The 20,441-nt window shown below is 62.9% G+C and carries 19 protein-coding genes and 4 tRNA genes; 21 read left to right on the top strand and 2 right to left on the bottom strand.

Annotation, left to right across the window (positions count from 1 at the left end; genetic code table 11):
* Positions 1-7 precede the first annotated feature (7 nt).
* On the bottom strand, positions 8-1,303 hold the full coding sequence (locus HMPREF0762_RS02480) for an aminotransferase class I/II-fold pyridoxal phosphate-dependent enzyme (protein WP_006361815.1): 1,296 nt from the start codon (positions 1,301-1,303) through the stop codon (positions 8-10).
* Between the two features lie 140 nt (positions 1,304-1,443).
* On the opposite strand from HMPREF0762_RS02480, the gene HMPREF0762_RS02475 reads away from it, so the two are divergent.
* From HMPREF0762_RS02475 to map, 12 genes are all read left to right on the top strand, one after another.
* The gene (locus HMPREF0762_RS02475; RefSeq protein ID WP_006361814.1) at positions 1,444-3,021 is read left to right on the top strand and encodes a sodium/proline symporter; all 1,578 of its coding nucleotides are present in this window, start codon (positions 1,444-1,446) and stop codon (positions 3,019-3,021) included.
* Between the two features lie 268 nt (positions 3,022-3,289).
* Positions 3,290-3,374: transfer RNA gene (locus HMPREF0762_RS02470), tRNA-Tyr, on the top strand.
* Positions 3,375-3,379: 5 nt separating this feature from the next.
* Positions 3,380-3,455: transfer RNA gene (locus tag HMPREF0762_RS02465), tRNA-Thr, on the top strand.
* 36 nt (positions 3,456-3,491) lie between these two features.
* Positions 3,492-3,568: transfer RNA gene (locus HMPREF0762_RS02460), tRNA-Met, on the top strand.
* 84 nt (positions 3,569-3,652) lie between these two features.
* Positions 3,653-4,855, top strand: a complete 1,203-nt coding sequence (tuf, locus tag HMPREF0762_RS02455) for an elongation factor Tu (protein WP_006361813.1) — start codon at positions 3,653-3,655, stop codon at positions 4,853-4,855.
* Positions 4,856-4,965: 110 nt separating this feature from the next.
* Positions 4,966-5,115, top strand: coding sequence for a 50S ribosomal protein L33 (rpmG, locus tag HMPREF0762_RS02450; RefSeq protein WP_006361812.1), 150 nt, complete (start codon positions 4,966-4,968; stop codon positions 5,113-5,115).
* A 12-nt stretch (positions 5,116-5,127) separates the two neighbouring features.
* Positions 5,128-5,203 (top strand) — tRNA-Trp (locus tag HMPREF0762_RS02445).
* Between the two features lie 98 nt (positions 5,204-5,301).
* Positions 5,302-5,694: a preprotein translocase subunit SecE gene (gene secE / locus HMPREF0762_RS02440; RefSeq protein ID WP_006361811.1), complete on the top strand. Its 393-nt coding sequence runs from the start codon at positions 5,302-5,304 to the stop codon at positions 5,692-5,694.
* 5 nt (positions 5,695-5,699) lie between these two features.
* Positions 5,700-6,245, top strand: coding sequence for a transcription termination/antitermination protein NusG (nusG, locus tag HMPREF0762_RS02435; RefSeq protein ID WP_006361810.1), 546 nt, complete (start codon positions 5,700-5,702; stop codon positions 6,243-6,245).
* Positions 6,246-6,364: 119 nt separating this feature from the next.
* Entirely contained in the window at positions 6,365-6,850 is a 486-nt protein-coding gene (gene rplK / locus HMPREF0762_RS02430; RefSeq protein ID WP_006361809.1) for a 50S ribosomal protein L11, read from the top strand.
* A gap of 76 nt (positions 6,851-6,926) precedes the next feature.
* Positions 6,927-7,637 carry a 50S ribosomal protein L1 gene (gene rplA / locus HMPREF0762_RS02425; protein ID WP_006361808.1) on the top strand — a complete coding sequence of 237 codons (711 nt, stop codon included), beginning with the start codon at positions 6,927-6,929 and terminating at the stop codon, positions 7,635-7,637.
* Positions 7,638-7,743: 106 nt separating this feature from the next.
* Positions 7,744-8,523 carry a type I methionyl aminopeptidase gene (gene map / locus HMPREF0762_RS02420; RefSeq protein WP_009079008.1) on the top strand — a complete coding sequence of 260 codons (780 nt, stop codon included), beginning with the start codon at positions 7,744-7,746 and terminating at the stop codon, positions 8,521-8,523.
* A 142-nt stretch (positions 8,524-8,665) separates the two neighbouring features.
* Here map and murJ read toward each other — a convergent pair whose 3' ends face one another.
* On the bottom strand, positions 8,666-10,336 hold the full coding sequence (gene murJ, locus HMPREF0762_RS02415) for a murein biosynthesis integral membrane protein MurJ (RefSeq protein ID WP_006361806.1): 1,671 nt from the start codon (positions 10,334-10,336) through the stop codon (positions 8,666-8,668).
* A 79-nt stretch (positions 10,337-10,415) separates the two neighbouring features.
* Between murJ and HMPREF0762_RS02410 the strand changes: the two genes are divergently transcribed.
* The 9 genes from HMPREF0762_RS02410 to mraY all read left to right on the top strand — a co-directional run bounded on the left by HMPREF0762_RS02410 (position 10,416) and on the right by mraY (position 20,360).
* Positions 10,416-11,285, top strand: a complete 870-nt coding sequence (locus tag HMPREF0762_RS02410; RefSeq protein ID WP_006361805.1) for an NAD(+)/NADH kinase — start codon at positions 10,416-10,418, stop codon at positions 11,283-11,285.
* A 10-nt stretch (positions 11,286-11,295) separates the two neighbouring features.
* A complete protein-coding gene (locus tag HMPREF0762_RS02405) occupies positions 11,296-12,903 on the top strand; it encodes a CTP synthase (RefSeq protein ID WP_006361804.1) in 1,608 nt (535 codons plus the stop codon).
* 19 nt (positions 12,904-12,922) lie between these two features.
* Positions 12,923-13,870 carry a site-specific tyrosine recombinase gene (locus HMPREF0762_RS02400; RefSeq protein ID WP_006361803.1) on the top strand — a complete coding sequence of 316 codons (948 nt, stop codon included), beginning with the start codon at positions 12,923-12,925 and terminating at the stop codon, positions 13,868-13,870.
* A gap of 325 nt (positions 13,871-14,195) precedes the next feature.
* Entirely contained in the window at positions 14,196-14,630 is a 435-nt protein-coding gene (locus HMPREF0762_RS02395; RefSeq protein WP_006361802.1) for a division/cell wall cluster transcriptional repressor MraZ, read from the top strand.
* A gap of 18 nt (positions 14,631-14,648) precedes the next feature.
* Positions 14,649-15,605 (top strand): 16S rRNA (cytosine(1402)-N(4))-methyltransferase RsmH, encoded by a 957-nt coding sequence (gene rsmH / locus HMPREF0762_RS02390; protein WP_006361801.1) that lies wholly within the window; start codon positions 14,649-14,651, stop codon positions 15,603-15,605.
* A gap of 43 nt (positions 15,606-15,648) precedes the next feature.
* Positions 15,649-16,167 carry an FtsB/FtsL family cell division protein gene (locus HMPREF0762_RS02385; RefSeq protein WP_006361800.1) on the top strand — a complete coding sequence of 173 codons (519 nt, stop codon included), beginning with the start codon at positions 15,649-15,651 and terminating at the stop codon, positions 16,165-16,167.
* A gap of 5 nt (positions 16,168-16,172) precedes the next feature.
* Entirely contained in the window at positions 16,173-17,852 is a 1,680-nt protein-coding gene (locus tag HMPREF0762_RS02380; RefSeq protein WP_006361799.1) for a peptidoglycan D,D-transpeptidase FtsI family protein, read from the top strand.
* Positions 17,853-17,895: 43 nt separating this feature from the next.
* The gene (locus HMPREF0762_RS02375; protein ID WP_006361798.1) at positions 17,896-19,317 is read left to right on the top strand and encodes a UDP-N-acetylmuramoyl-tripeptide--D-alanyl-D-alanine ligase; all 1,422 of its coding nucleotides are present in this window, start codon (positions 17,896-17,898) and stop codon (positions 19,315-19,317) included.
* On the top strand, positions 19,317-20,360 hold the full coding sequence (mraY, locus tag HMPREF0762_RS02370) for a phospho-N-acetylmuramoyl-pentapeptide-transferase (protein ID WP_006361797.1): 1,044 nt from the start codon (positions 19,317-19,319) through the stop codon (positions 20,358-20,360). The genes HMPREF0762_RS02375 and mraY overlap by 1 nt, the downstream gene beginning before the upstream one ends.
* Positions 20,361-20,441 lie beyond the last annotated feature (81 nt).

The raw sequence follows: 20,441 nt of genomic DNA, 5'->3' as shown, positions 1-20,441 counted from the left end.
GCGTCCGTCAGCCTTCCCTGCGCGACGACAGGATCGCTTCGATCGATGCGATCTTCACGCAGCAGACGAAGACTTCGAGCGCGCGTTCAAGCTCCTCGAGGGGCGGAAGCGTCGGCGCGATACGGATGTTGCGATCGTCGGGATCGATGCCGCCCGGCCAGGTCGCGCCTGCTCCGGTCATGGTGACGCCGGCTTCTTTCGCAAGCGCCACGGTGCGTTTCGCCGTATGCGGCAGTCCGTCGAAGCTGACGAAGTATCCGCCGCTCGGATGCGTCCATGCGGCTCCCGTGTCGGCGAGTTCGCGATCGAGCACATGTGCGACCAGGTCGAACTTCGGTCGGATGATGGCCGCGTGCTTCGCCATATGCGCGGCGAGGCCATGCGCGCCATGCAGGAAGCGCACGTGGCGCAGCTGATTGAGCTTGTCGTATCCGACGGTCTCGCAGCCGACGCGCTCGATGACGTCGTCGAGGTTGCGCCTGCTCGCCGCGACGGCGGCGATGCCGGCTCCGGGCAGCGTGACCTTCGACGTGCTTGCGAATTTGAAATAGCGGTCGGGATGCCCCGCCTCTTCGCAGGCGCGCGCGATGTCGAGGACACGGGCCTGACGACCCTCGTCCTCGTAGAGGTGGTGGATGCAGTACGCGTTATCCCAGAAGATGCGGAAGTCAGGCGCCGCGCAGGGCATGGCGGCCAGACGCCTGACCGTATCGTCGGCATAGACGGCGCCGGTGGGGTTGGAGTACTTCGGCACGCACCAGATTCCTTTGACGGAGTCGTCTTCGGCGACGATGCGCTCGACCTCGTCCATGTCGGGGCCGTTTTCGGTCATGGGGACGACGACGGGCGCGAATCCGAGCCTCTCTACGATGCGGAAATGGCGATCGTAGCCGGGCACGGGGCAGATCCACCTGGGTTCAGGGAGCGTCTTCCAGGCAGGACGGCCGGCATATCCGTAGAGCATGCCGGCGACGACGAGGTCGTACATGATGTTGAGGCTCGAGTTCCCGAACACGAGCACGTCGGCCGGGTCATGGTCGAGCATCGATGCCATAAGGCGCTTCGCCTCGGGAATTCCTTCGAATCCTCCGTAGTTCGCGCAATCGGTGCCGTCTTCGGCGATGAGATCGTCCGCGGCGCCGATCGCATCGAGCATGGGCAGGCTGAGCGCGAGCTGCTCGCGCGAGGGCTTGCCGCGGGCCATATTGAGGGAAAGCCCCTTGGCCCGGTGCGTCGCATATTCGTCGCGCAGAGCGGCGAGGCGCTCCTCGAGCTCTTGGGATGAAAGGTCTGCGTAGGGCACGGCGGCATCTCCTTCGATTCGGCGCGCAGGCGCGCATTGCCTTTTGCCCCTGCACTTTAGCAAAATGGAGCAGGAGGGAGCGTCGCGATGCGCGCGATACTCTATAATCTGCCTTCTCCGTAAAGCGAAGGGAATCGCATATGATCGCACCGAACCAGCATGACCTCTGGGTCCTGCTTGCCATGGCCCTCTATTTCATCGTCGTCCTCGCGGTGGGATTCTTCTATATAAAGAGGTCGAATGCCGACAGCGACAGCTACTTCATCGGCGGCCGCGGGCTCGGCCCCTGGCTCACGGCGCTTTCGGCGGAAGCGTCCGACATGTCGGGCTGGCTCCTCATGGGCCTTCCCGGCGTCGCGTACTTCACCGGCGCATCCGATGCGGTCTGGACCGCCGTAGGCCTGGCTGCGGGAACGTATCTCAACTGGCGTTTCGTCGCTCGTCCTCTGCGGAAGTACTCGGAGGTCGCGGGGAATTCGATCACGCTTCCCGATTATTTCTCGAATCGGTTCCATGATTCCAGGAAGGTGCTCATGAGCACCGCCGCCGTCATCATCCTGGTGTTCTTCAGCGTCTATGCCGGCAGCTGCTTCGTCACCTTCGGCAAGCTCTTCACGACGCTGTTCGGCGTCGACTACACGACGATGATGATCATCGGCGCGCTCGTGGTCTTCGCCTACACCTTCATCGGCGGCTATCTCTCGGTCTGCACGACCGACCTCATCCAAGGCGCCATCATGGTCGTCGCGCTGGTCGTCATCTTCGTGGGAAGCGTCGCCATGGCCGGCGGCGTCGAGAACACCGTCGCGTTTCTGAGCTCGATACCGGGTTTCCTTTCGGGCACGACCACGGCATCGCCCGTGCTTGACGAAAACGGCGTGCAGAAGGTCGTCGACGGCATGCCGCAGTTCGGCGATGCGGTCGTCTACGGCGCCGGCGCGATCAGCATCGTAAGCGGCCTGTCGTGGGGTCTCGGGTATTTCGGCATGCCTCAGGTCCTCGTGCGCTTCATGAGCGCGCGCCATTCCGACGAGATCAAGAAGAGCCGCGTCATTGCGACCGTCTGGTGCGTCGTATCGCTCGCCTGCGCCGTATGCATCGGGCTCGTTGGGCGCGCCGCCATGCCCGATGCCCTGCTCACCGGAGCCCAGGCGGAAAACATCTTCGTCCTGCTCGCGCAGACCATGCTTCCGGCATTCCTCTGCGGGCTGGTGGTCTCGGGCATCTTCGCGGCGACCATGTCGTCGTCGTCGAGCTATCTGCTCATCGCCGGCTCGGCGATCGCGCGCAATCTGTTCAAGGGCGTCATCAAGAAGGATGCGACCGACCAGCAGACGATGTTCGTCGCGCGCCTTGCGCTCACGCTCATCCTGCTGTTCGGCATTCTGATCGCGCTCGACCAGAACTCCTCGATCTTCAAGGTGGTCTCGTACGCATGGGCGGGCTTCGGCGCGTCGTTCGGGCCCTTGGTGCTTTTGAGCCTCTATTGGAGAAGGACGAATGCGGCCGGCGCGTTCGCGGGCATGGTGGGGGGCGGATGCACGGTCGTGCTCTGGAACCTCCTCCTGTCGCCGCTCGGCGGCATCTTCGGAATCTACGAGCTCGTCCCTGGATTCATCGTCGCGACGGTCGCGATCGTGGCCGTCTCCCTTCTCACGGCTCCTCCGAGCGAGGATGTCGTGCATGAATTCGATACCTATATGGATGCCGACGTCTAGGCGTTTCGGACGGGGTTTTCCCGATGTGGGGAATTTATCGGCGAGCCGGTCGAGCCATCGCGGCGATTTTCAAAGCCTATTGCCGGAATCCCAGTTCGCGAGCCTTGCATCAGGTGTTGGAGATACGATACGCCCGGAGGCGTGTAAAGTGTTGACACGCTAGGGACCCTAGCGTAATATACTTTCGCTCACGAGTTCGAAAGCCCTTTTCGATTGCGTGAGCTGGCAGCTTGAAAAGTACACATGAAATCGAGCACCTTATGAAACTGGGCGTGTGCCCGAGCGGTTAATGGGGACGGGCTGTAAACCCGTTGGCTCTGCCTACCTAGGTTCGAATCCTAGCGCGCCCACCAGTTTTGCCCGTGTAGCTCAGTCGGTAGAGCACTTCGTTGGTAACGAAGAGGTCACCGGTTCAAGTCCGGTCGCGGGCTCCAGTCCTGCTTTTTCGAAATGCTCTGCATTTCGCATTCGGCGGTGTAGCTCAGTTGGTTAGAGCACACGGTTCATACCCGTGGCGTCACTGGTTCGAATCCAGTCACCGCTACCATTCAGATTGAACGCGCGCCCCTTTTCGGGGCGCGCGTGCGATATCACGTACTTTGGCATTCGAGCCGAACCTAGAGGAGGAATAATGGCAAAGGAGAAGTTCGAGCGTACCAAGCCGCACGTTAACATCGGTACCATCGGCCATGTCGACCACGGCAAGACCACCCTGACCGCGGCCATTTCCAAGACGCTGTCCGAGAACGATGGCTCTCACGGCACCGCGCATGCCGACTTCACCGCCTTCGAGATGATCGACAAGGCGCCTGAGGAGCGCGAGCGCGGCATCACCATCTCCATCGCTCACATCGAGTACGAAACCGACTCTCGTCACTATGCTCATGTCGACTGCCCCGGCCACGCCGACTACGTCAAGAACATGATCACGGGCGCTGCTCAGATGGACGGCGCGATCCTGGTCATCGCCGCCACGGACGGCCCGATGGCCCAGACCCGCGAGCACATCCTGCTCGCCCGTCAGGTCGGCGTTCCCTACATCATCGTCTTCCTGAACAAGTGCGACATGGTCGACGACGAAGAGCTCATCGAGCTCGTCGAGATGGAGACCCGAGAGCTGCTCAGCAGCTACGATTTCCCCGGCGATGATCTGCCCATCATCCGCGGCTCCGCGCTCAAGGCCCTTGAGGGCGACAAGGCGTGGCAGGAAAAGATCTGGGAGCTCATGGACGCCGTCGATTCCTACATCCCGACGCCTGAGCGCGATGTCGACAAGCCGTTCCTGATGGCTGTCGAGGACACCATGACCATCACCGGCCGCGGCACCGTCGCCACCGGCCGTGTCGAGCGCGGCACCCTCCACATGAACGATCCTCTGGAGATCGTCGGCATCCGCGAGACCCAGACCACGGTCTGCACCGGCATCGAGATGTTCCGCAAGCTTCTTGACACCGCCGAGGCCGGCGACAACATCGGCTGCCTGATGCGCGGCATCAAGCGCGAGGACATCGTCCGCGGCCAGGTTCTCTGCAAGCCCGGCACGGTTACCCCGCATACCGAATTCGAAGGCCAGGTCTACATCCTGACCAAGGAAGAGGGCGGCCGTCACACCCCGTTCTTCAACGGCTATCGTCCGCAGTTCTACTTCCGTACCACCGACGTTACCGGCGTCGCCCATCTGCCCGAGGGCACCGAGATGGTCATGCCTGGCGACAACGTCACGCTTCGTGGCGAGCTCATCCACCCGATCGCCATGGAGGAAGGCCTCCGCTTCGCCATCCGCGAAGGCGGCCGCACGGTCGGTTCCGGCCGCGTGACGAAGATCATCAAATAGACGATCTTTCAAAGAGGCGGGGCGTCTCGCTCGCCCCGCCTCTTTTCAGAGGCTGCTCGAAAGCGTGTACGTTTCAAAAGCCTCTATAATTGATTCTTAAAGGAGTATTCATGCGCACGTTGGTCACCTTGGCTTGCACTGAGTGCAAACGCCGCAATTACACGACCAAGAAGAACAAGCAGAATAATCCCGAACGCATCGAGATGATGAAGTACTGCAAGTGGTGCCGCAAGCACACGCTGCATCGCGAAACTCGTTAGGGTATACGATACAGGCCAGTAGCTCCAATGGTAGAGCGGCGGTCTCCAAAACCGCATGTTGTGGGTTCGAGTCCTACCTGGCCTGCCAGCTTGTTCAAGCAGCTTAGATGAGCTGCTTGTTTTGGGTTATGAGAGATTTAGCTCGATATGCATCGATTCCGATTTTACGAGCATGAGGATTAAAGAATGGCGAACAAGTCCAAAACGCAGAAAGCTAAGGCATCGGCCGCCCGCCAGGCCCGCAAGGCCGCACGGGACAACGCGCCCGAAGTCGTCGAGGCTCCTACCGCCGACCAGGCCGCTCCTTCCAAGCTCAAGGGTCTCTTCATCAAGAGCGAAGAGTCCAAGGAGGAGACTAAGAAGGCCGAGAAGGCTTCTGCAAAGCCCAAGAAACAGCGTTTCAAGTTCCTGAAGGATGTTCGTCTCGAGCTTAAGCGCGTGACGTGGCCCACCCGTCAGGAGGTCATCCGCTGGACCGGCGTCGTGCTCGGCGCCCTGGTCTTCTTCGGCGTATTCGTCGCCGTGCTCGACGCGGTGATCCAGCCCATCGTGGTCGCCATTTCCGGTTTGGGGGCGTAAGGAACATGTCTAAGAAGTGGTACGTCGTCCATACCTATTCCGGCTATGAAAACAAAGTGAAGCAGACCCTTGAGACCCGCATCGAGATGTACGGCCTTGAGGACAGCATCGTTGACATACAGATTCCCACCGAGACCGTGACCGAGATCAAAGAGGGCGGTCGCAGGGTGGAAAGCGAGAAGAAGGTCCTGCCGAGCTACGTGCTCGTCCGCATGGAGATGAACGACCGCAACTGGGCGGTCGTGCGCAACACGCCGGGCGTCACCGGGTTCGTCGGCCCGGAGAGCAGCACGCCGTCGCCCCTGACGCGCGCCGAGTTCAACAAGATCATGCATCGCAACGACGCATCCGCCGGCGTTGCGGTTCCGAAGAAGACCTCGACGTCCCTTGAGGTCGGCCAGACCGTGAAGGTCACGAGCGGCCCTCTCGCCGAATTCGACGGCATCGTTTCCGAGGTCTCTCCGGAAGCGGGCAAAGTCAAGGTCCTCGTGTCCATCTTCGGACGCGAAACTCCCGTGGAACTTTCCTTCGATCAGGTGGCTTCCATCTAGGAAGCCGCCTTTCGGCGTTTATAATGGCTCTTCGCGTTTCGTGCGCCTTAGTGGACAGGGCTTCTCGCGCGATGCGCTGGACGACATAGGTTACGGTACAAGGTAAGGAAAACCAAGCAATGGCTGAAAAGAAAGTCACTGGCTTCGTCAAGCTGCAGATTCCTGCTGGCGCGGCCAATCCGGCTCCTCCGGTCGGCCCGGCACTCGGTGCGCAGGGCGTCAACATCATGCAGTTCTGCCAGGCGTTCAACGCCGCCACGCAGGCTCAGTCCGGTACCATCATCCCGGTCGAGATCACGATCTACGAGGACAAGTCGTTCACGTTCGTGCTCAAGACCCCTCCCGCGGCCGTTCTGATCAAGGAAAAGCTCGGTATCCAGAAAGGCAGCGGCATCCCGCAGCTCAAGACCGTCGGCACGCTCTCGCTCGATCAGCTGCGCGAGATCGCCGAGATCAAGATGCCCGACCTGAATGCGAACGACATCGAAGCCGCCATGGAGGTCGTGGCCGGCACCGCCCGTTCCATGGGCGTGCGCATCGAAGGCCGCGAGATGAAGAAGGTCTATGTGCCTTCCCGCAAGCTCGCCGAAATGCTGAACGCGTAAATTCGTCTTCAACCCCGCCTGGGGTATGTGGAAGGGTTCGCATAAGCCCGCCATCACCACGAAAGGATTCTGAACGATGAAACTCACCAAGAGCCAGCGCGCCGCCGCCGAGAAGTTCGACGCCGCCACGCTGTACGCCCCCCTCGAGGCCTTCAAGATCGTCAAGGAGGTTTCTTCCGTCAAGTTCGACGAGACCGTCGAAGCCCACTTCCGTCTCGGCATCGACACCCGTCAGGCCAATCAGCAGCTTCGCGGCATGGTCGCTCTGCCCAACGGCTCCGGCAAGCAGGTCCGCGTGGCCGTGTTCGCCGAAGGCGCGCAGGCCGACGCCGCCCGCGAGGCCGGTGCCGACATCGTCGGTTCCGACGACCTCGTCGCCGACATCCAGGCCGGCACCATCGATTTCGATGCCGCCGTCGCAACGCCGAACATGATGGCCAAGGTCGGCCGTCTCGGCCGTATCCTCGGCCCCCGCGGCCTTATGCCGAACCCGAAGCTCGGCACCGTCACGATGGATGTCGCCACCGCCATCGCCGATCTCAAGGGCGGCAAGGTCGAGTACCGCGCCGACCGCTTCGGCATCGCGCACGTCATCCTCGGCAAGGTCAGCTTCGATGCTGAAAAGCTCGCCGAGAATTACGGCGCCGTCTATGACGAGATCGTCCGCATGAAGCCGTCCGCCGCCAAGGGCCGGTACCTCAAGTCCATCACCGTGAGCTCCACCATGGGCCCTGGCATCAAGATCGATCCTTCGGTCTCGCGCGGCTTCGCCGTTGCTGCCGAATAGCACGCGTAACCTTTCCGTGAAAAGCCCGTCTCGCTCGAGACGGGCTTTTTTCATAGCATGCTTCCGTCGAACGAAGGACGGGCATCGTGAACGAAGGATGTGCATCATGACCATCTATCTGAAGAAGCCCGCGCATATCGAAGCCATGAAGCGTTCGGGCGCGCTTTCCGCACGCGTCCTTCGCGAGGTCGGAGCACTCGTTCGTCCCGGCATATCAACATGGGAGCTCGATCGCTTCGTCGAGGACTTCATCCGCTCCCATGGCGGCACGCCGACGTTCAAAGGATACGGCGGCTTTCCCGCGAGCATCTGCGCTTCCGTGAACGATCAGGTCGTACATGGCATTCCGAGCAAAGACGTCATCTTGAGGGAGGGCGACATCGTCTCCATCGACACGGGCGCGACCGTGGACGGCTGGGCCGGCGACAATGCATGGACATTTCCGGTGGGGAAGGTCTCGCCTGAGGTCGAACGCCTGCTCGAGGTTACGGAGAAGAGCATGTGGGCGGGCATCGACGCGGCTCGGCCCGGCAATCGCATCGGGGATATCGGCCATGCGGTGCAGACCGTGGCCGAGAAGGCCGGCTTCGGCGTCGTGCGCGAGTACGTGGGGCACGGCATCGGACGGGACATGCACGAAGATCCGAACGTGCCGAACTACGGCAGGCCGCATACCGGCCTCGAGCTGCGCGCCGGCATGGTCATCGCCATCGAACCGATGATCACCATGGGAAACCGCCGCGTCCGGCAGATGCGCGACGGATGGCTGGTCTGCACGAGGGACGGCAAGCCGAGCGCTCATTTCGAGAAGACCGTGGCCATCACTGAGGACGGACCGGTCCTCGTGTCCGTCGAAGCGGATCATCGCAGGCCCGTGAACGACTGACGCTTCCGCGGTGCCGTATCTTCCGGGCAGGCTGCCGGTCGATCTCGGATCGCGGGGTGGGAGCGTGCGCGGATCGTGTTTCCGCATATCGGCGTCGAGGCTCGAAGCAACCGTCTCGCGTCATTGCGGGACGCGAGACGAATCAAGGACGGGCCAGCCCGATTCTGCAAAGAAGCCGATTGATGAGGCTTGAGAGCATGGCCGATTCAGGCACCTTGAGCGCGAGCGCTCCGCCGAACGTCACCGCAATCGCCACGATGCCTCCCGCGGCGATGACGACGAGCGCATGGGGAATGGAGCCGTCGAGCGGTGCCACGGTCGATTCGAGGACGCTCATGACGCCGAGCGCAGCTGCCGATCCGAGCGCTCCGAACACGAGCGAACGTGCGGTCGCGCCCAGCATGCTGCGGATGCCGATGCTGCCCATAGTGCTCTTCAGATAGACGAAGCAGGCGATGTCGATGACGACGTACTGGACCGTTTCGGCCAGCGCGATGGCGGCCATGCGCATGATCGGGTCGGCGATGAGCGCGCTCGAGCCGAACAAGAGCGTGAACGCGATGGATGCGACAGCCGAAGCCGCCATGATCGCGGCGTAGACGCCCATGCGTCTCAGGGCGGAAAACGCCTTCTGCAGATAGGTGCTCACGCCGTAGAGCGGCAGCGCGAGCGCGAGGAATGCAAGGTAGCTCGAAATCTGCAGGATGTTCTCGCTCGAGAACGCGCCGATGTGGTACAAGGTGACGAGCGGCGCCGCGAAGACCGCGAGATACATGGCGAAGGGAACCATGAAGAAGATGATCTGCGACGTGCCCGAGACGATGCCGCGTTTGAATCCTTCCAGATCGTCATGCGAGAACATCTCGGCGATCTCCGTGAACATGGCCGTCGTGATGGGGACGGTCAGAAACGAGTAGGGAAGCGTGTACCACAGGCGCGCGTAGGCGATGATGGACGGGCCGTTGTCGAAGGCGTTGTACGAGGCGGCGTTCTTGACCGATACGATGGCGAGCCCCATGACCATCACGATGGTGGCGGGCACGCCGATGGACAGCGTCTCGATGAGCGCGGGGTCCTTGAGATCGATATGCGGGCGGATGCGGATGCCGTTGCGCCTGAGCGCCGGGATCTGGATGGCCATCTGCACGAAGATGCCCAGCGGATTGCCGATGGCGATGATGAGCTTCGCGGCTTCGGGATCGCTCTGCGCGAAAAAGGCGTACAGCACGAACGTCGTCGTCACGATGACGTTGTTGAAGATGGGCGCCGCGCTGCTCCAGAGATAGTCGCGGGATGCGTTCAGAAGGCCGCTTACGATGGAGGACAGGCCGTAGAACAGGATCTGCATCGAGAAGAACCGGAAGAAGAAGATCGCATCGCCCATGGTCGACTGGTCGTTCAGGAAGCTCTGCGTGTAGATGAGCTGAGGCGCCAGGAAGGTGCAGACGAGCGCTACGATGCCGAGGACGACGAACGTGATGCTCAGCAGATTGCTCGCGTAATCGTTGCCGCCCTTCTCCCCGAGGCGTTCTTTGACCGATACGTACACGGGCAGAAACGCGGTCACCAGCATGCCGCCGATGACCATCTCGTAGAGCATCTCCGGCAGGTTGTTGGCCACCTGATAGGAGCTCGCGAGCATCGTCGAACCGAGCGCGAAGGCCATGGCCCATGTGCGCAGGAAGCCCGTGATGCGGGAGATGATGACGAAGAAGCTGATGAGCGCTGCAGCGCCGCCGATGTTGACGGATGCCGCCGAAGGCTCGTCGGAGGGCGCGCCTTCGCGCCGTATGGAATTACGCATGGGGGGCATATCGCGCTTTCCGTATTGGGTATAATGCGAAAGTTATGTGCATGATAGCTTCTGGAGCGCCGCATGGAAACGAGGCGAAATGAACATCCTGATTATCCGCAATAGCGCGAATCCCGATGCCTTCGCCGCGTCCGACGCGCTCTGCCGATACCTGGATTCCCGCGGCATCGCGCATGCCGAGACCGAAAGCCTTCCTCTTTCCATCGAGTCGCTCTCCGAAGAGCGCCGCGCGCTTTCGGTGCCCGCCTTCGACATGGTGGTGTCTCTCGGCGGCGACGGCACGATGCTTCATTCCGCGCGCCTGGTCGGCGAATCCAAGGTTCCGATCCTCGGCATCAACTTCGGCCATCTCGGCTTTCTCGTCGATTCCCCGGCCGACGGGGTCGAGGCCATCGTCGCCGCCGCGATCGCGGGAGACGTCGAGCGCGAGGAGCGCGCGAGCCTGACCATCGAGCTCACGACCGCCGAAGGGGTGCGTCTCGCCCCTCGCTTCGCCCTGAACGAGCTCGCGGTCACGCGTGGAGCTCTCGGACGCGTCATCAGCTTCGATGTAGCGATCTCGGGTACGCATCTCATGGAGCTGCGCGGCGACGGCCTCATCGTGTCGACGGCCACCGGCTCGACCGGCTACGCCCTCTCGGCAGGCGGGCCTCTCGTGGCGCCCGACTTCCGCGGGCTGATCGTGGTGCCTCTCGTCCCGCATACGCTCCAGTCCCGTACGGTCGTGACCGATCCGGACGACGTGGTGCATATCGATCTGACGCGCAACCCGGAAAGCCGCGAGGCGAGCCTTTTCGTCGATGGGGAGCTCATCACGCCCGATGAGCCGATCGAACACGCGACCATCCGCCGCACGCCGACGCCGACGGTGCTCCTTCGCTACAAGCGCGAGAACTTCTATCGCGAAATCGCCGGCACATTCTTCGGCACGAAAGACCAGAGGGGATAGGCAAGGATCCATGGCAAAGCACATCTTCGTGACCGGCGGCGTCGTCTCGTCGCTCGGCAAAGGCATCACGGCCGCATCTCTCGGCCACCTTCTCAAGGCGCGCGGGTATCGCGTGACCATGCAGAAGATGGATCCCTACCTGAATGTCGATCCGGGCACGATGAGCCCGTTCCAGCATGGCGAGGTGTTCGTCACCGACGACGGCCAGGAGACGGATCTCGATCTCGGGCATTACGAGCGCTTCATCGACGAGAGCCTGACCCGCGACTCCAATTTCACCCAGGGTTCCATCTATCAGAGCCTGATCGCCAAGGAACGTCGCGGCGATTTCCTCGGCGGCACGGTTCAGGTCATCCCCCATGTCACGAACGCCATCAAGGAGCGTTTGCGCCGCATTGCCGACCAGTCGGGCGCCGACATCGTCATCTCCGAGATCGGCGGCACGATAGGCGATATCGAAAGTCAGCCGTTCATCGAGGCCGCGCGCCAGTTCAAGAAGGAAATGCCGACGGGAGACGTCGTCTTCGCGCATGTCACGCTCGTGCCCTACATCGCGGCCGCCCACGAGGTGAAGACCAAGCCGACGCAGCACAGCGTCAAGGAGCTCCGCTCGCTCGGCGTCCAGCCCGACTTCATCGTCTGCCGTTCCGATCATGACATTCCAAGCGATGTGCGTGACAAGATCGCTCTGTTCTGCGACGTGGCGCCCACCGATGTGTTCTCATGCATCGATGCATCGAGCATCTATGCGGTTCCTCTCGCGCTGCATGACCAGGAATTCGATGTGCGCGTGCTCGCCCGGCTGGGCCTTGAGGCCCACGCCATCGATCTGACGCCGCTTTCCTTGTTCCTCGAGGCGCAGCGGAGCTGCGAGAAGGACGTCGCCATCGCCGTGGTGGGCAAGTACGTGAGCCTTCCGGATGCCTATCTTTCCATCACGGAGGCGCTCAAGCATGCGGGCGTGGCCGACGGCACCAGGGTCGACGTGCGTTTCGTGGACGCCGAGCAGGTCGATGGCGATTCGGCCGACCGTCTTCTGTCCGATTGCGACGGCATCCTCGTTCCCGGCGGCTTCGGCCACCGCGCGTTCGAGGGAAAGATCGCGGCCATCACGTATGCGCGCGAGCACGGCGTTCCCTTCTTCGGCATCTGCCTAGGCCTGCAGGCTGCGGTCTGCGAATTCGCGCGCAATGTCGCGGGTCTTGCGGGGGCGACGTCGTCCGAGTTCGACACGTCGGCCGCCCATCAGGTCATTTCCATCATGCCCGATCAGCTTGACGTTGTGGACAAGGGCGCGACGATGCGCCTGGGCGCCTATCCGTGCAAGCTCGTCGAAGGCACGCGTGCGCGCGAGGCCTACGGCTCCGAGATCGTCTACGAGCGCCACCGCCATCGCTTCGAGGTGTCGAACGCGTATCGCGACCGCCTGAAGGATGCGGGCCTCGTCATCTCGGGCGTGTCGCCCGACGATCGCCTCGTCGAGATGATCGAGCTGCCCGACCATCCGTGGTTCGTCGCCAGCCAGGCCCATCCGGAGTTCAAGAGCCGTCCGACCCGCCCCCATCCGCTCTTCGCCTCGTTCGTGGCGGCTTCCCTCGCGTACCGCGAGGCTCGCTAGGCCCGACGTGCCGCGCGATGTGAAAAGAAGGACCGTCGACGAAGAGGGGAGCGCTCTGTGCGCCCCCCTTCTTTCGTCAGTGCGCGACTTCCTCTCGTTTCTCTCGATAGAGAAGGGATCGTCGGATCTCACGGTTCGGTCGTACGCCGCCGATCTCGAGGATTACGTCGCCTTTCTCGATTCCGAAGGCGTGCATGCCGCGCGCGACGTGACGCGCGATGCGCTCGCATCTTACGTCGCCGACCTGTCGGGGCGCGGATATGCTGCGGCGAGCATCGAGCGGCATGTCTCGGCCTTGAAGGGGTTCCATGCGTTCCTCGTGCGCGACGGCCTGGTCGCGTCCGATCCCGCGTGTGCGCTTCCTCTGCCCGGCGTTCCCGCCCGACTTCCCGACGTGCTTTCGATCGATCAGGTGAATACGCTGCTCGATCAGGAGTTCCGTGAAGGTCCGCTCGGCGTGCGGAATGCGTGCGCCCTCGAGCTCCTCTACGGCTGCGGCCTGCGCGCAAGCGAGCTTTCCGGTCTCGATGCGGGCGACGCGTTCTTGGACGAGGGAATACTGCGCATCGTCGGCAAGGGATCGCGCGAGCGCATCGTGCCCATCGGAGGCAGCGCGGCGCGCTGCCTCGCATCGTATCTCGAGGATGCCCGGCCTCTCCTGCGTTCGCCGCGACGCCTGACGCCTGCGGTCATGCTCAACGCCCGCGGCGGACGGCTTTCGCGCCAGTCCATCCACTCGATCGTGCGCGAGGCGGGGCACGTCATCGGCATCAAGGATCTGCACCCCCATACCTTGCGCCACTCGTTCGCCACGCATCTGCTCGAAGGAGGCGCCGACCTCCGCGCGATCCAGGAGATGCTCGGGCATTCAGATATTTCCACGACGCAGATCTACACGCATGTCGACCGCACGCACGTGCGCGAGGAATACCTGAGCGCCCACCCTCGCGCCAAGGCCGCGTTCTGATCCCGTCCATCCATCCGCGGCGATCGGCAGACCTGCGTCGGTGACGGCACGCCGTCGCGCCTTCGGGTTCGGCGGCGTGCGCGCCACACATTCTTCATCGCGTGCTCCGCTTCCTCTCACGGACCATATCTAGGTCCTATCTTCCTTCGACCCCCTATATCTTCCCGGGGCTTGGCTCGGTATGTCTTCGCGCAGGTCGGCGTGGACTGAAAAGGGGAGAGCATGACATCAAGGTGGGGGATTTTCTTTGCGATGTGGGAGAAAGTGGGATAGAATGTGACCACTCGATTGAATGCATGCGACAGGGAGAAGGAGGCAGGGTCCCATGACCGCTTTGTTCGGCGAATACCGCCACAAAGTCGATGCCAAGGGCCGTCTGACGCTTCCATCGCCGTTTCGCAAGGCATTGACCGAGGAAACCCAGCTCGTCGTGGTCCCCAGCACCAAGAACGAGTTCTTGTCGGTCTACACCGCCGAAGGCTTCGAGACATGGGTCGACGCCCTGTTCGAAAAGCGCGGCGGCTTCAATCCGAGCGACAGGATGCATGTCCTCGCGCGCACGAAGCTGAATGCCAGCGCCGTGTCGAGCTCCATGGACAGCGTCGGTCGCATCAACCTCGCGTCCAAGCAGCGCGAGCTTGCCGGCCTTGACAAGGACGTCGTGCTCATCGGCAACACCGACCACTTCGAAATCTGGGATGCGAAGCGTTGGGACGAGTTCCAGAGCAGCATCGACCTCGATGCGCTGCTCTTCTCATAAGTCCCTGGCGTGAGCGGCATGACAGACGAATACCGGCACACACCGGTCCTGCTCGCCGAGTGCCTCGAAGGACTCGCACTCAAACCACGGCACATCTTCGTGGACGCAACGCTCGGCGGCGCAGGACATTCTTGCGAAGCGGCTGGACGCTTGGGCGCAGACGGCCTCCTGATCGGCATCGATCAGGACGACGCGGCGCTCGCGGCCGCAGGCGAGCGCCTCCGTGCGCTCCCTGAGAAAAAGCGTCCGCGCATCAAGCTTCTCAAAGGCAACTTTGGTGATCTCGACGAGCTGTTGGTACGGGCCCAGGTGCCGGGGATCGATGGGATTCTCTTCGACCTCGGCGTCTCCTCCCCGCAGCTTGACGTCGCCTCCAGGGGGTTCTCCTTCAGGGAGGATGCTCCTCTCGACATGAGAATGGATCCGGGCAGACAAACCCGAAACGCAGCAGAGCTCGTCAACAGCGCAACCGAATCAGAGCTCGCTCGGATCATCTTCGAGAATTCCGACGAGAAATGGGCACGCAGAATCGCGCAATTCATCGTGGCGGCGCGAGAGGATGCTCCTATCGAGACGACAGGACAGCTCGTCGAGATCATCAAAGCGGCGATCCCCGCTTCGGCGCGTCGGCGCGGGGGACATCCGGCGAAACGGACGTTCCAGGCGCTTCGCATCGAAGTCAACTCCGAGCTCGATGCGCTCAAGAGGGGACTCGAGGCAGCGGTCAGGTGGTTGAACCCCCAAGGCCGCATCGCGGTCATCAGCTATCACTCGCTCGAGGACCGCATCGTCAAGAATCTGTTCGCGGACCTGTCTCGGACGTGCATCTGCCCGCCCGACCTGCCGGTCTGCGTATGCGGTGCCGATCCGGTGCTCAAGGTCATGACGCGCAAGCCCCTTCTTCCTGCAGAAGGGGAGATAGAGGGCAATCCGCGAGCGCGCAGCGCGAAGCTGCGGATCGCGTGCAGGAAGTAGAAGCGTACGCGGGGCGATGAATCAGGGAAGGAGGGGTTCGAGCATGGGCGAAAGGGAATACGCACGCATGGGCGGCCGGCCGTATGGCCGCGCGGTCTCGTATGCACGCGGGTATTACACGCACGGCGCCGAGGCCCCGGACTTCGATCGCGCATACCGTCCCCGTGTCGACGTCGTGCCCGGCCGCCGCATGCGGCCCGATATCGTCACGCTCCCCTCGAGCGTCATCGCCTCCGTGGTCATCGTTCTCGTCGCCGCCGCGATCGTCGCGGCGTTCGCCATGGTGCGCGTGACGCTCACCGCGGAAAGCGTCAGCATGTCCATGGAAGCGGATTCCGTCGCCGCGCAGATCGATTCCGCGCGCACGCTCGGCAACGACCTCGAGGTCCAGCAGAGCCGGCTTGCCAACGCGACTATCATCCGTTCGCAGGCATCGCGCCTCGGCATGGCCGCTCCCGCCGCCACGAGCGTCGTGACGCTCGACGACGATGTCGTCTCCACCGATTCCGACGGCAATCTCTCCCTTTCCGGAAGCATCGAAGCCATCGCAGCCCGGGGGTAGCCTCTATGGGCCTGGAATTGCTTTTCGACGACGGCGCGCCGTCCCTGTCGCGCCGAAACTTCGTGCTCGCCGCTTTCGGCGGCATCGCGGCGTTGTGGTCGGGACGCCTTTTGTATCTCCAAGTCGCGAAAGCGGATGAGTATTCCCGGATGGCAGAGGCGTCGCGCACGGTATCCTACGACGTGCCCGCCCGTCGTGGAACGATCTACGACCGCAACGGCAATGTGCTCGCGACGAGCGTCGACGCGACCACCGTCTACGTGAATCCCCGCGAGGTTTCCGATCCCCAAGGCGTCGCTGCGGCGCTCGCCGATGCCTTCGACGGCACGCAGGACGATTATCGCGAGCTTGTGACGCAGGATTCCACCTTCGTCTACGTCAAGCGCAAAGCCGATGCCGATGCGGCGAAGGCTTTGCGGAGCCAGGGCCTTTCCGGCGTTCACTTCATCGGAGACACCAAGCGCATCTACCCGTATGGCTCGACGGCCGGCCAGGTCGTCGGTTTCACGAACATCGACGGCGAAGGCGTGTCGGGACTCGAGCTTTTCTACGACGACATCCTGCGCGGAGAGAACGGACGCATGTCCTACGAGATCGGAGCCGACGGCACGTCGATTCCCGACGGCAGCAAGGTTGAGAACGAGGCCGTCGACGGCGAGGACATCATCATATCGATAGATATCGATATGCAGGCTTTCGTCGAGGAGAAGCTGCGCGGCCAGGTCAGGAACCAGGGCGGCACCGACGGAAACGCGATTCTGCTCGATTCGTCGAACGGCGAGATCATCGCCGTCGCCTCCACGCCGTACTTCAATCCTTCGGATACCTCGAAGGTGGAGGAGGGCGCGACGTCGGTGAAATCGATCACGAACGCTTTCGAACCCGGGTCGGTGTTCAAGACCGTGTCCGCCACCGCCATCCTCGAAGCGGGCACGATGACGCCCGATACCGTGGTCTACTGCCCGACGAGCATCGCGGCGGACGAGTACCGCGTCTCGGATATGCATGATCGCCCGGAGACCGATATGACGCTGCGTCAGATCATCCAGAATTCCTCCAACGTCGGCATATCGCGCTCCGTGGAGGATTACCTGGGCTTCGACAGGCTGTACGAGAAGATCAAGGCGTACGGCATGACCGAAGCGACGGGAGCGGATTATCCCGGAGAAGCGGCGGGGTATCATACCGCCTCGTCGGAGTGGTCGAAGATCCAGGCGTACAACGTGACGTTCGGGCAGGGCATCACCGTGACCCCCCTGCAGATCGCGCGCTTCTACGGCGCTTTGCGCAACGGCGGCGTCGCCTGCACGCCCCACTTCCTGATCGCGAAACCCCAGACCGACGAAACGCCCGCCTACGCGAGCGCGCGCATCATCGAGAACATCGCCGCGATTCCCGACATGGTGAGCATGCTCAAGACCGTCGTCGAGGAGGGAACCGGCGTCGACGCCGCCATAGACGGTTTCTCGGTCGCGGGCAAGACGGGTACGGCGGAATACGCCGTCGAGGGCGGAGGCTACGAGAAGTACGCCGCGAACAAGGACTTCTGCGGCTTTCTTCCCGACTCCAGCTCGCCTTTGGTGTGCTTCGTGGAGGTCGACCACGTTTACGACGATTCGCCGGCCACGCCGCTGTTCCACGATATAATGTCGTTCGCCATCGACCGGTACCGGGTCGTCGAGTAAACGCAGCGCACGCCCGAAGGCCAGGTCGACCAGTGAGGTGTCAATGGATTTTTCAATCGAAACAGCGGTGAGGAGGATCGGCGCGCGCATCGTCGTCGAGCCTTCGTCCCCGCTTTCGCGCGTCTCTTCGATCACATGGGATTCCCGTGCGGTCGAGCAGGGAGGCGCCTTTCTTGCGTTGAAGGGCGCCCGCGTCGACGGGCACGATTTCGCCGGCGCGGCCATCGCCGCCGGCGCGGCCCTCGTCATCGTGACGGACGATCTGCCGGAGCAGGCGCTCGCCTTTGCACGCGAGGCGGGCTGCTGCATTGCGCGCGTGCCCGACGCGCAGCAGGCCTTGTCCGCGCTCGCCTCGGCCTGGCGCGAGGAACTATCCGCCCATGTCGTGGGCGTGACGGGGTCGGTGGGCAAGACCACGACGCGCGGACTTGCGGCGCAGGTCCTTTCCGCCCGCTTCAAAACCGAATCCACCAAGGGCAATTTCAACAACGAGCTCGGCCTTCCTCTCACGGTCCTGACCGCACCCAAGGACTGCGAGGCCCTTGTCGTCGAGATGGGCATGGACGGCAGGGGCCAGATCGCCCGCCTTGCCGCCGTCGCACGGCCCGAGCGCGCGATCATCACGAACGTGGGGACCGCGCATCTCGAATACCTCGGCACGCGCGAGAACATCGCCCGCGCAAAGGCCGAGATAGCCGAAGCCCTGCCCGACGGCGAAGGGGTCGCATTCCTCGCGGCGGACGGCGAATTCACCGATTTCATCATCGAGCACGCGCGCCTGGCCGAACGCGGCATCCGCGTCGTGCGCTTCGGCGGCGAAGGGCACGCATCCGACGTCTATGCGACCGAGGTGGCGTTCGACGCTGAAGGTCGTCCGACGTTCGTGCTGCATGCGCAGGGCGAATCCTGCGCATGCGCGCTTAAGCTGCGCGGTGCGCATAATGTGCAGAACGCCTGCGGCGCAGCTGCGATCGGGCTTTCGTACGGGATGTCCCTTCCCGATGTCTGCCATGCGCTCGCGGGCGCGCAGGCCCAGGCGGGCCGTCAGGCGCTGCTGCGCATGCCGGAAGGCTACCGCCTGCTCGACGACGCTTATAATGCGAGCCCCGAAAGCATGGCGGCGTCGCTTTCGGTCCTGTCCTCGTTTTCGACGTCGGGATCGCGCATCGCGGTGCTCGGCGACATGGGGGAGCTCGGATCCGCTTCCGACGCGGGGCACGATTCCGTGGGGCGTGCGGTCGCAGGGGCAAAGATCGATGCGCTCATCTGCGTCGGTCCGAAATCCCGCCGCATCGCGCACGCAGCGCGCGCGGCTGGGATGGATCCGGCCCGCATCCAAGAGGTCGACGACGCGGGTGCCGCCCGTGAGGCGCTTTCGCGCATCGTGCGCGCCGACGACGTCGTGCTGGCGAAGGCCTCTCACTGCATGGGATTGAGCAAGCTTGCCGAAGGAGCTGTCGACTGATGCTCTTCAACCATTTCTCGTCATATCCGACCTTCCAGGTCTTTCTCGGGTTCATCGTGGCCGCGGCGCTCACGATGGTCATCATGCCCGCGTGGATCAAGCTGCTGAAGCGGACCCATGTCGGCCAGCAGGTCCGCGCCGACGGTCCTGAAAGCCACCTGGTGAAGCAGGGCACGCCCACGATGGGCGGCGTCATCATGCTCGTCGCGGTCATCATCACGACGCTGCTCGTCGCCACTCCGTCCCTAGAGCTCGCATCCGCGCTCGTCGCGACGATTCTCATCGGGGCGCTCGGCCTGTTCGACGACGCATCGAAGGTCGTGCACGAACGCTCCCTCGGATTGACGCCCAAAGGCAAGCTCATCGGTCAATTCACGGTGTCCATCCTCTTCACGCTCGTCGTCGTCAACGTATGCCACATCGCGCCCACGGTGCAGATTCCGTTTCTGCCCGTCATCGACCTCGGCGTTCTGACGACGACGCTGCCCATCGCGGGTGGCATCGACATTCCCTGGCTCTATGCGGTCTTCTGCGCGATCCTTTTGGCCGGCATGAGCAACGCGGTCAACCTGACCGACGGGCTCGACGGCCTGGCGGCGGGCACGGTCATGGTGTCCATGCTCGTCATGGGAGCCATCGCCTACGCATCCGACATCCTGCCTCTCGCGGTGTTCGGCGCCACGATCGCGGGCGCCTGCGTCGGGTTCCTCTGGTTCAACGCCTATCCCGCCGACATCTTCATGGGCGACACCGGATCCCTCGCGCTCGGCATGGCGCTCGGCTGCATCGCCATGATCACGAAGACCGAGATCGTATCCCTCATCATCGGCGGCCTCTTCGTCGCCGAGGCCCTTTCGGTCGTCATACAGGTGCTGCATTACCGTCGCACGCACACGCGCATCTTCCTGATGGCGCCTTTGCACCACCACTTCGAGAAGAAGGGATGGAGCGAGGTCAAGGTGGTTATCCGTTTCTGGATCATCTCCGCCGTGCTCGCGGGCATCGGGTTCTCGATCTTCTTCATCCAACCGTTCGTCTCGTAGCAGGGAGCGAAAGGTGCGTGCATGGCAGGATCATGCGCATCGTCCTCGCGTCGCGAGGCACAGCGGAGACAGGGCATCATC

This window comes from Slackia exigua ATCC 700122 (assembly GCF_000162875.1).
Classification (GTDB): Bacteria; Actinomycetota; Coriobacteriia; order Coriobacteriales; family Eggerthellaceae; genus Slackia; species Slackia exigua.
Note: the sequence above shows the minus strand (reverse complement) of the source record. Positions and strands in the feature narration are given on the sequence as shown.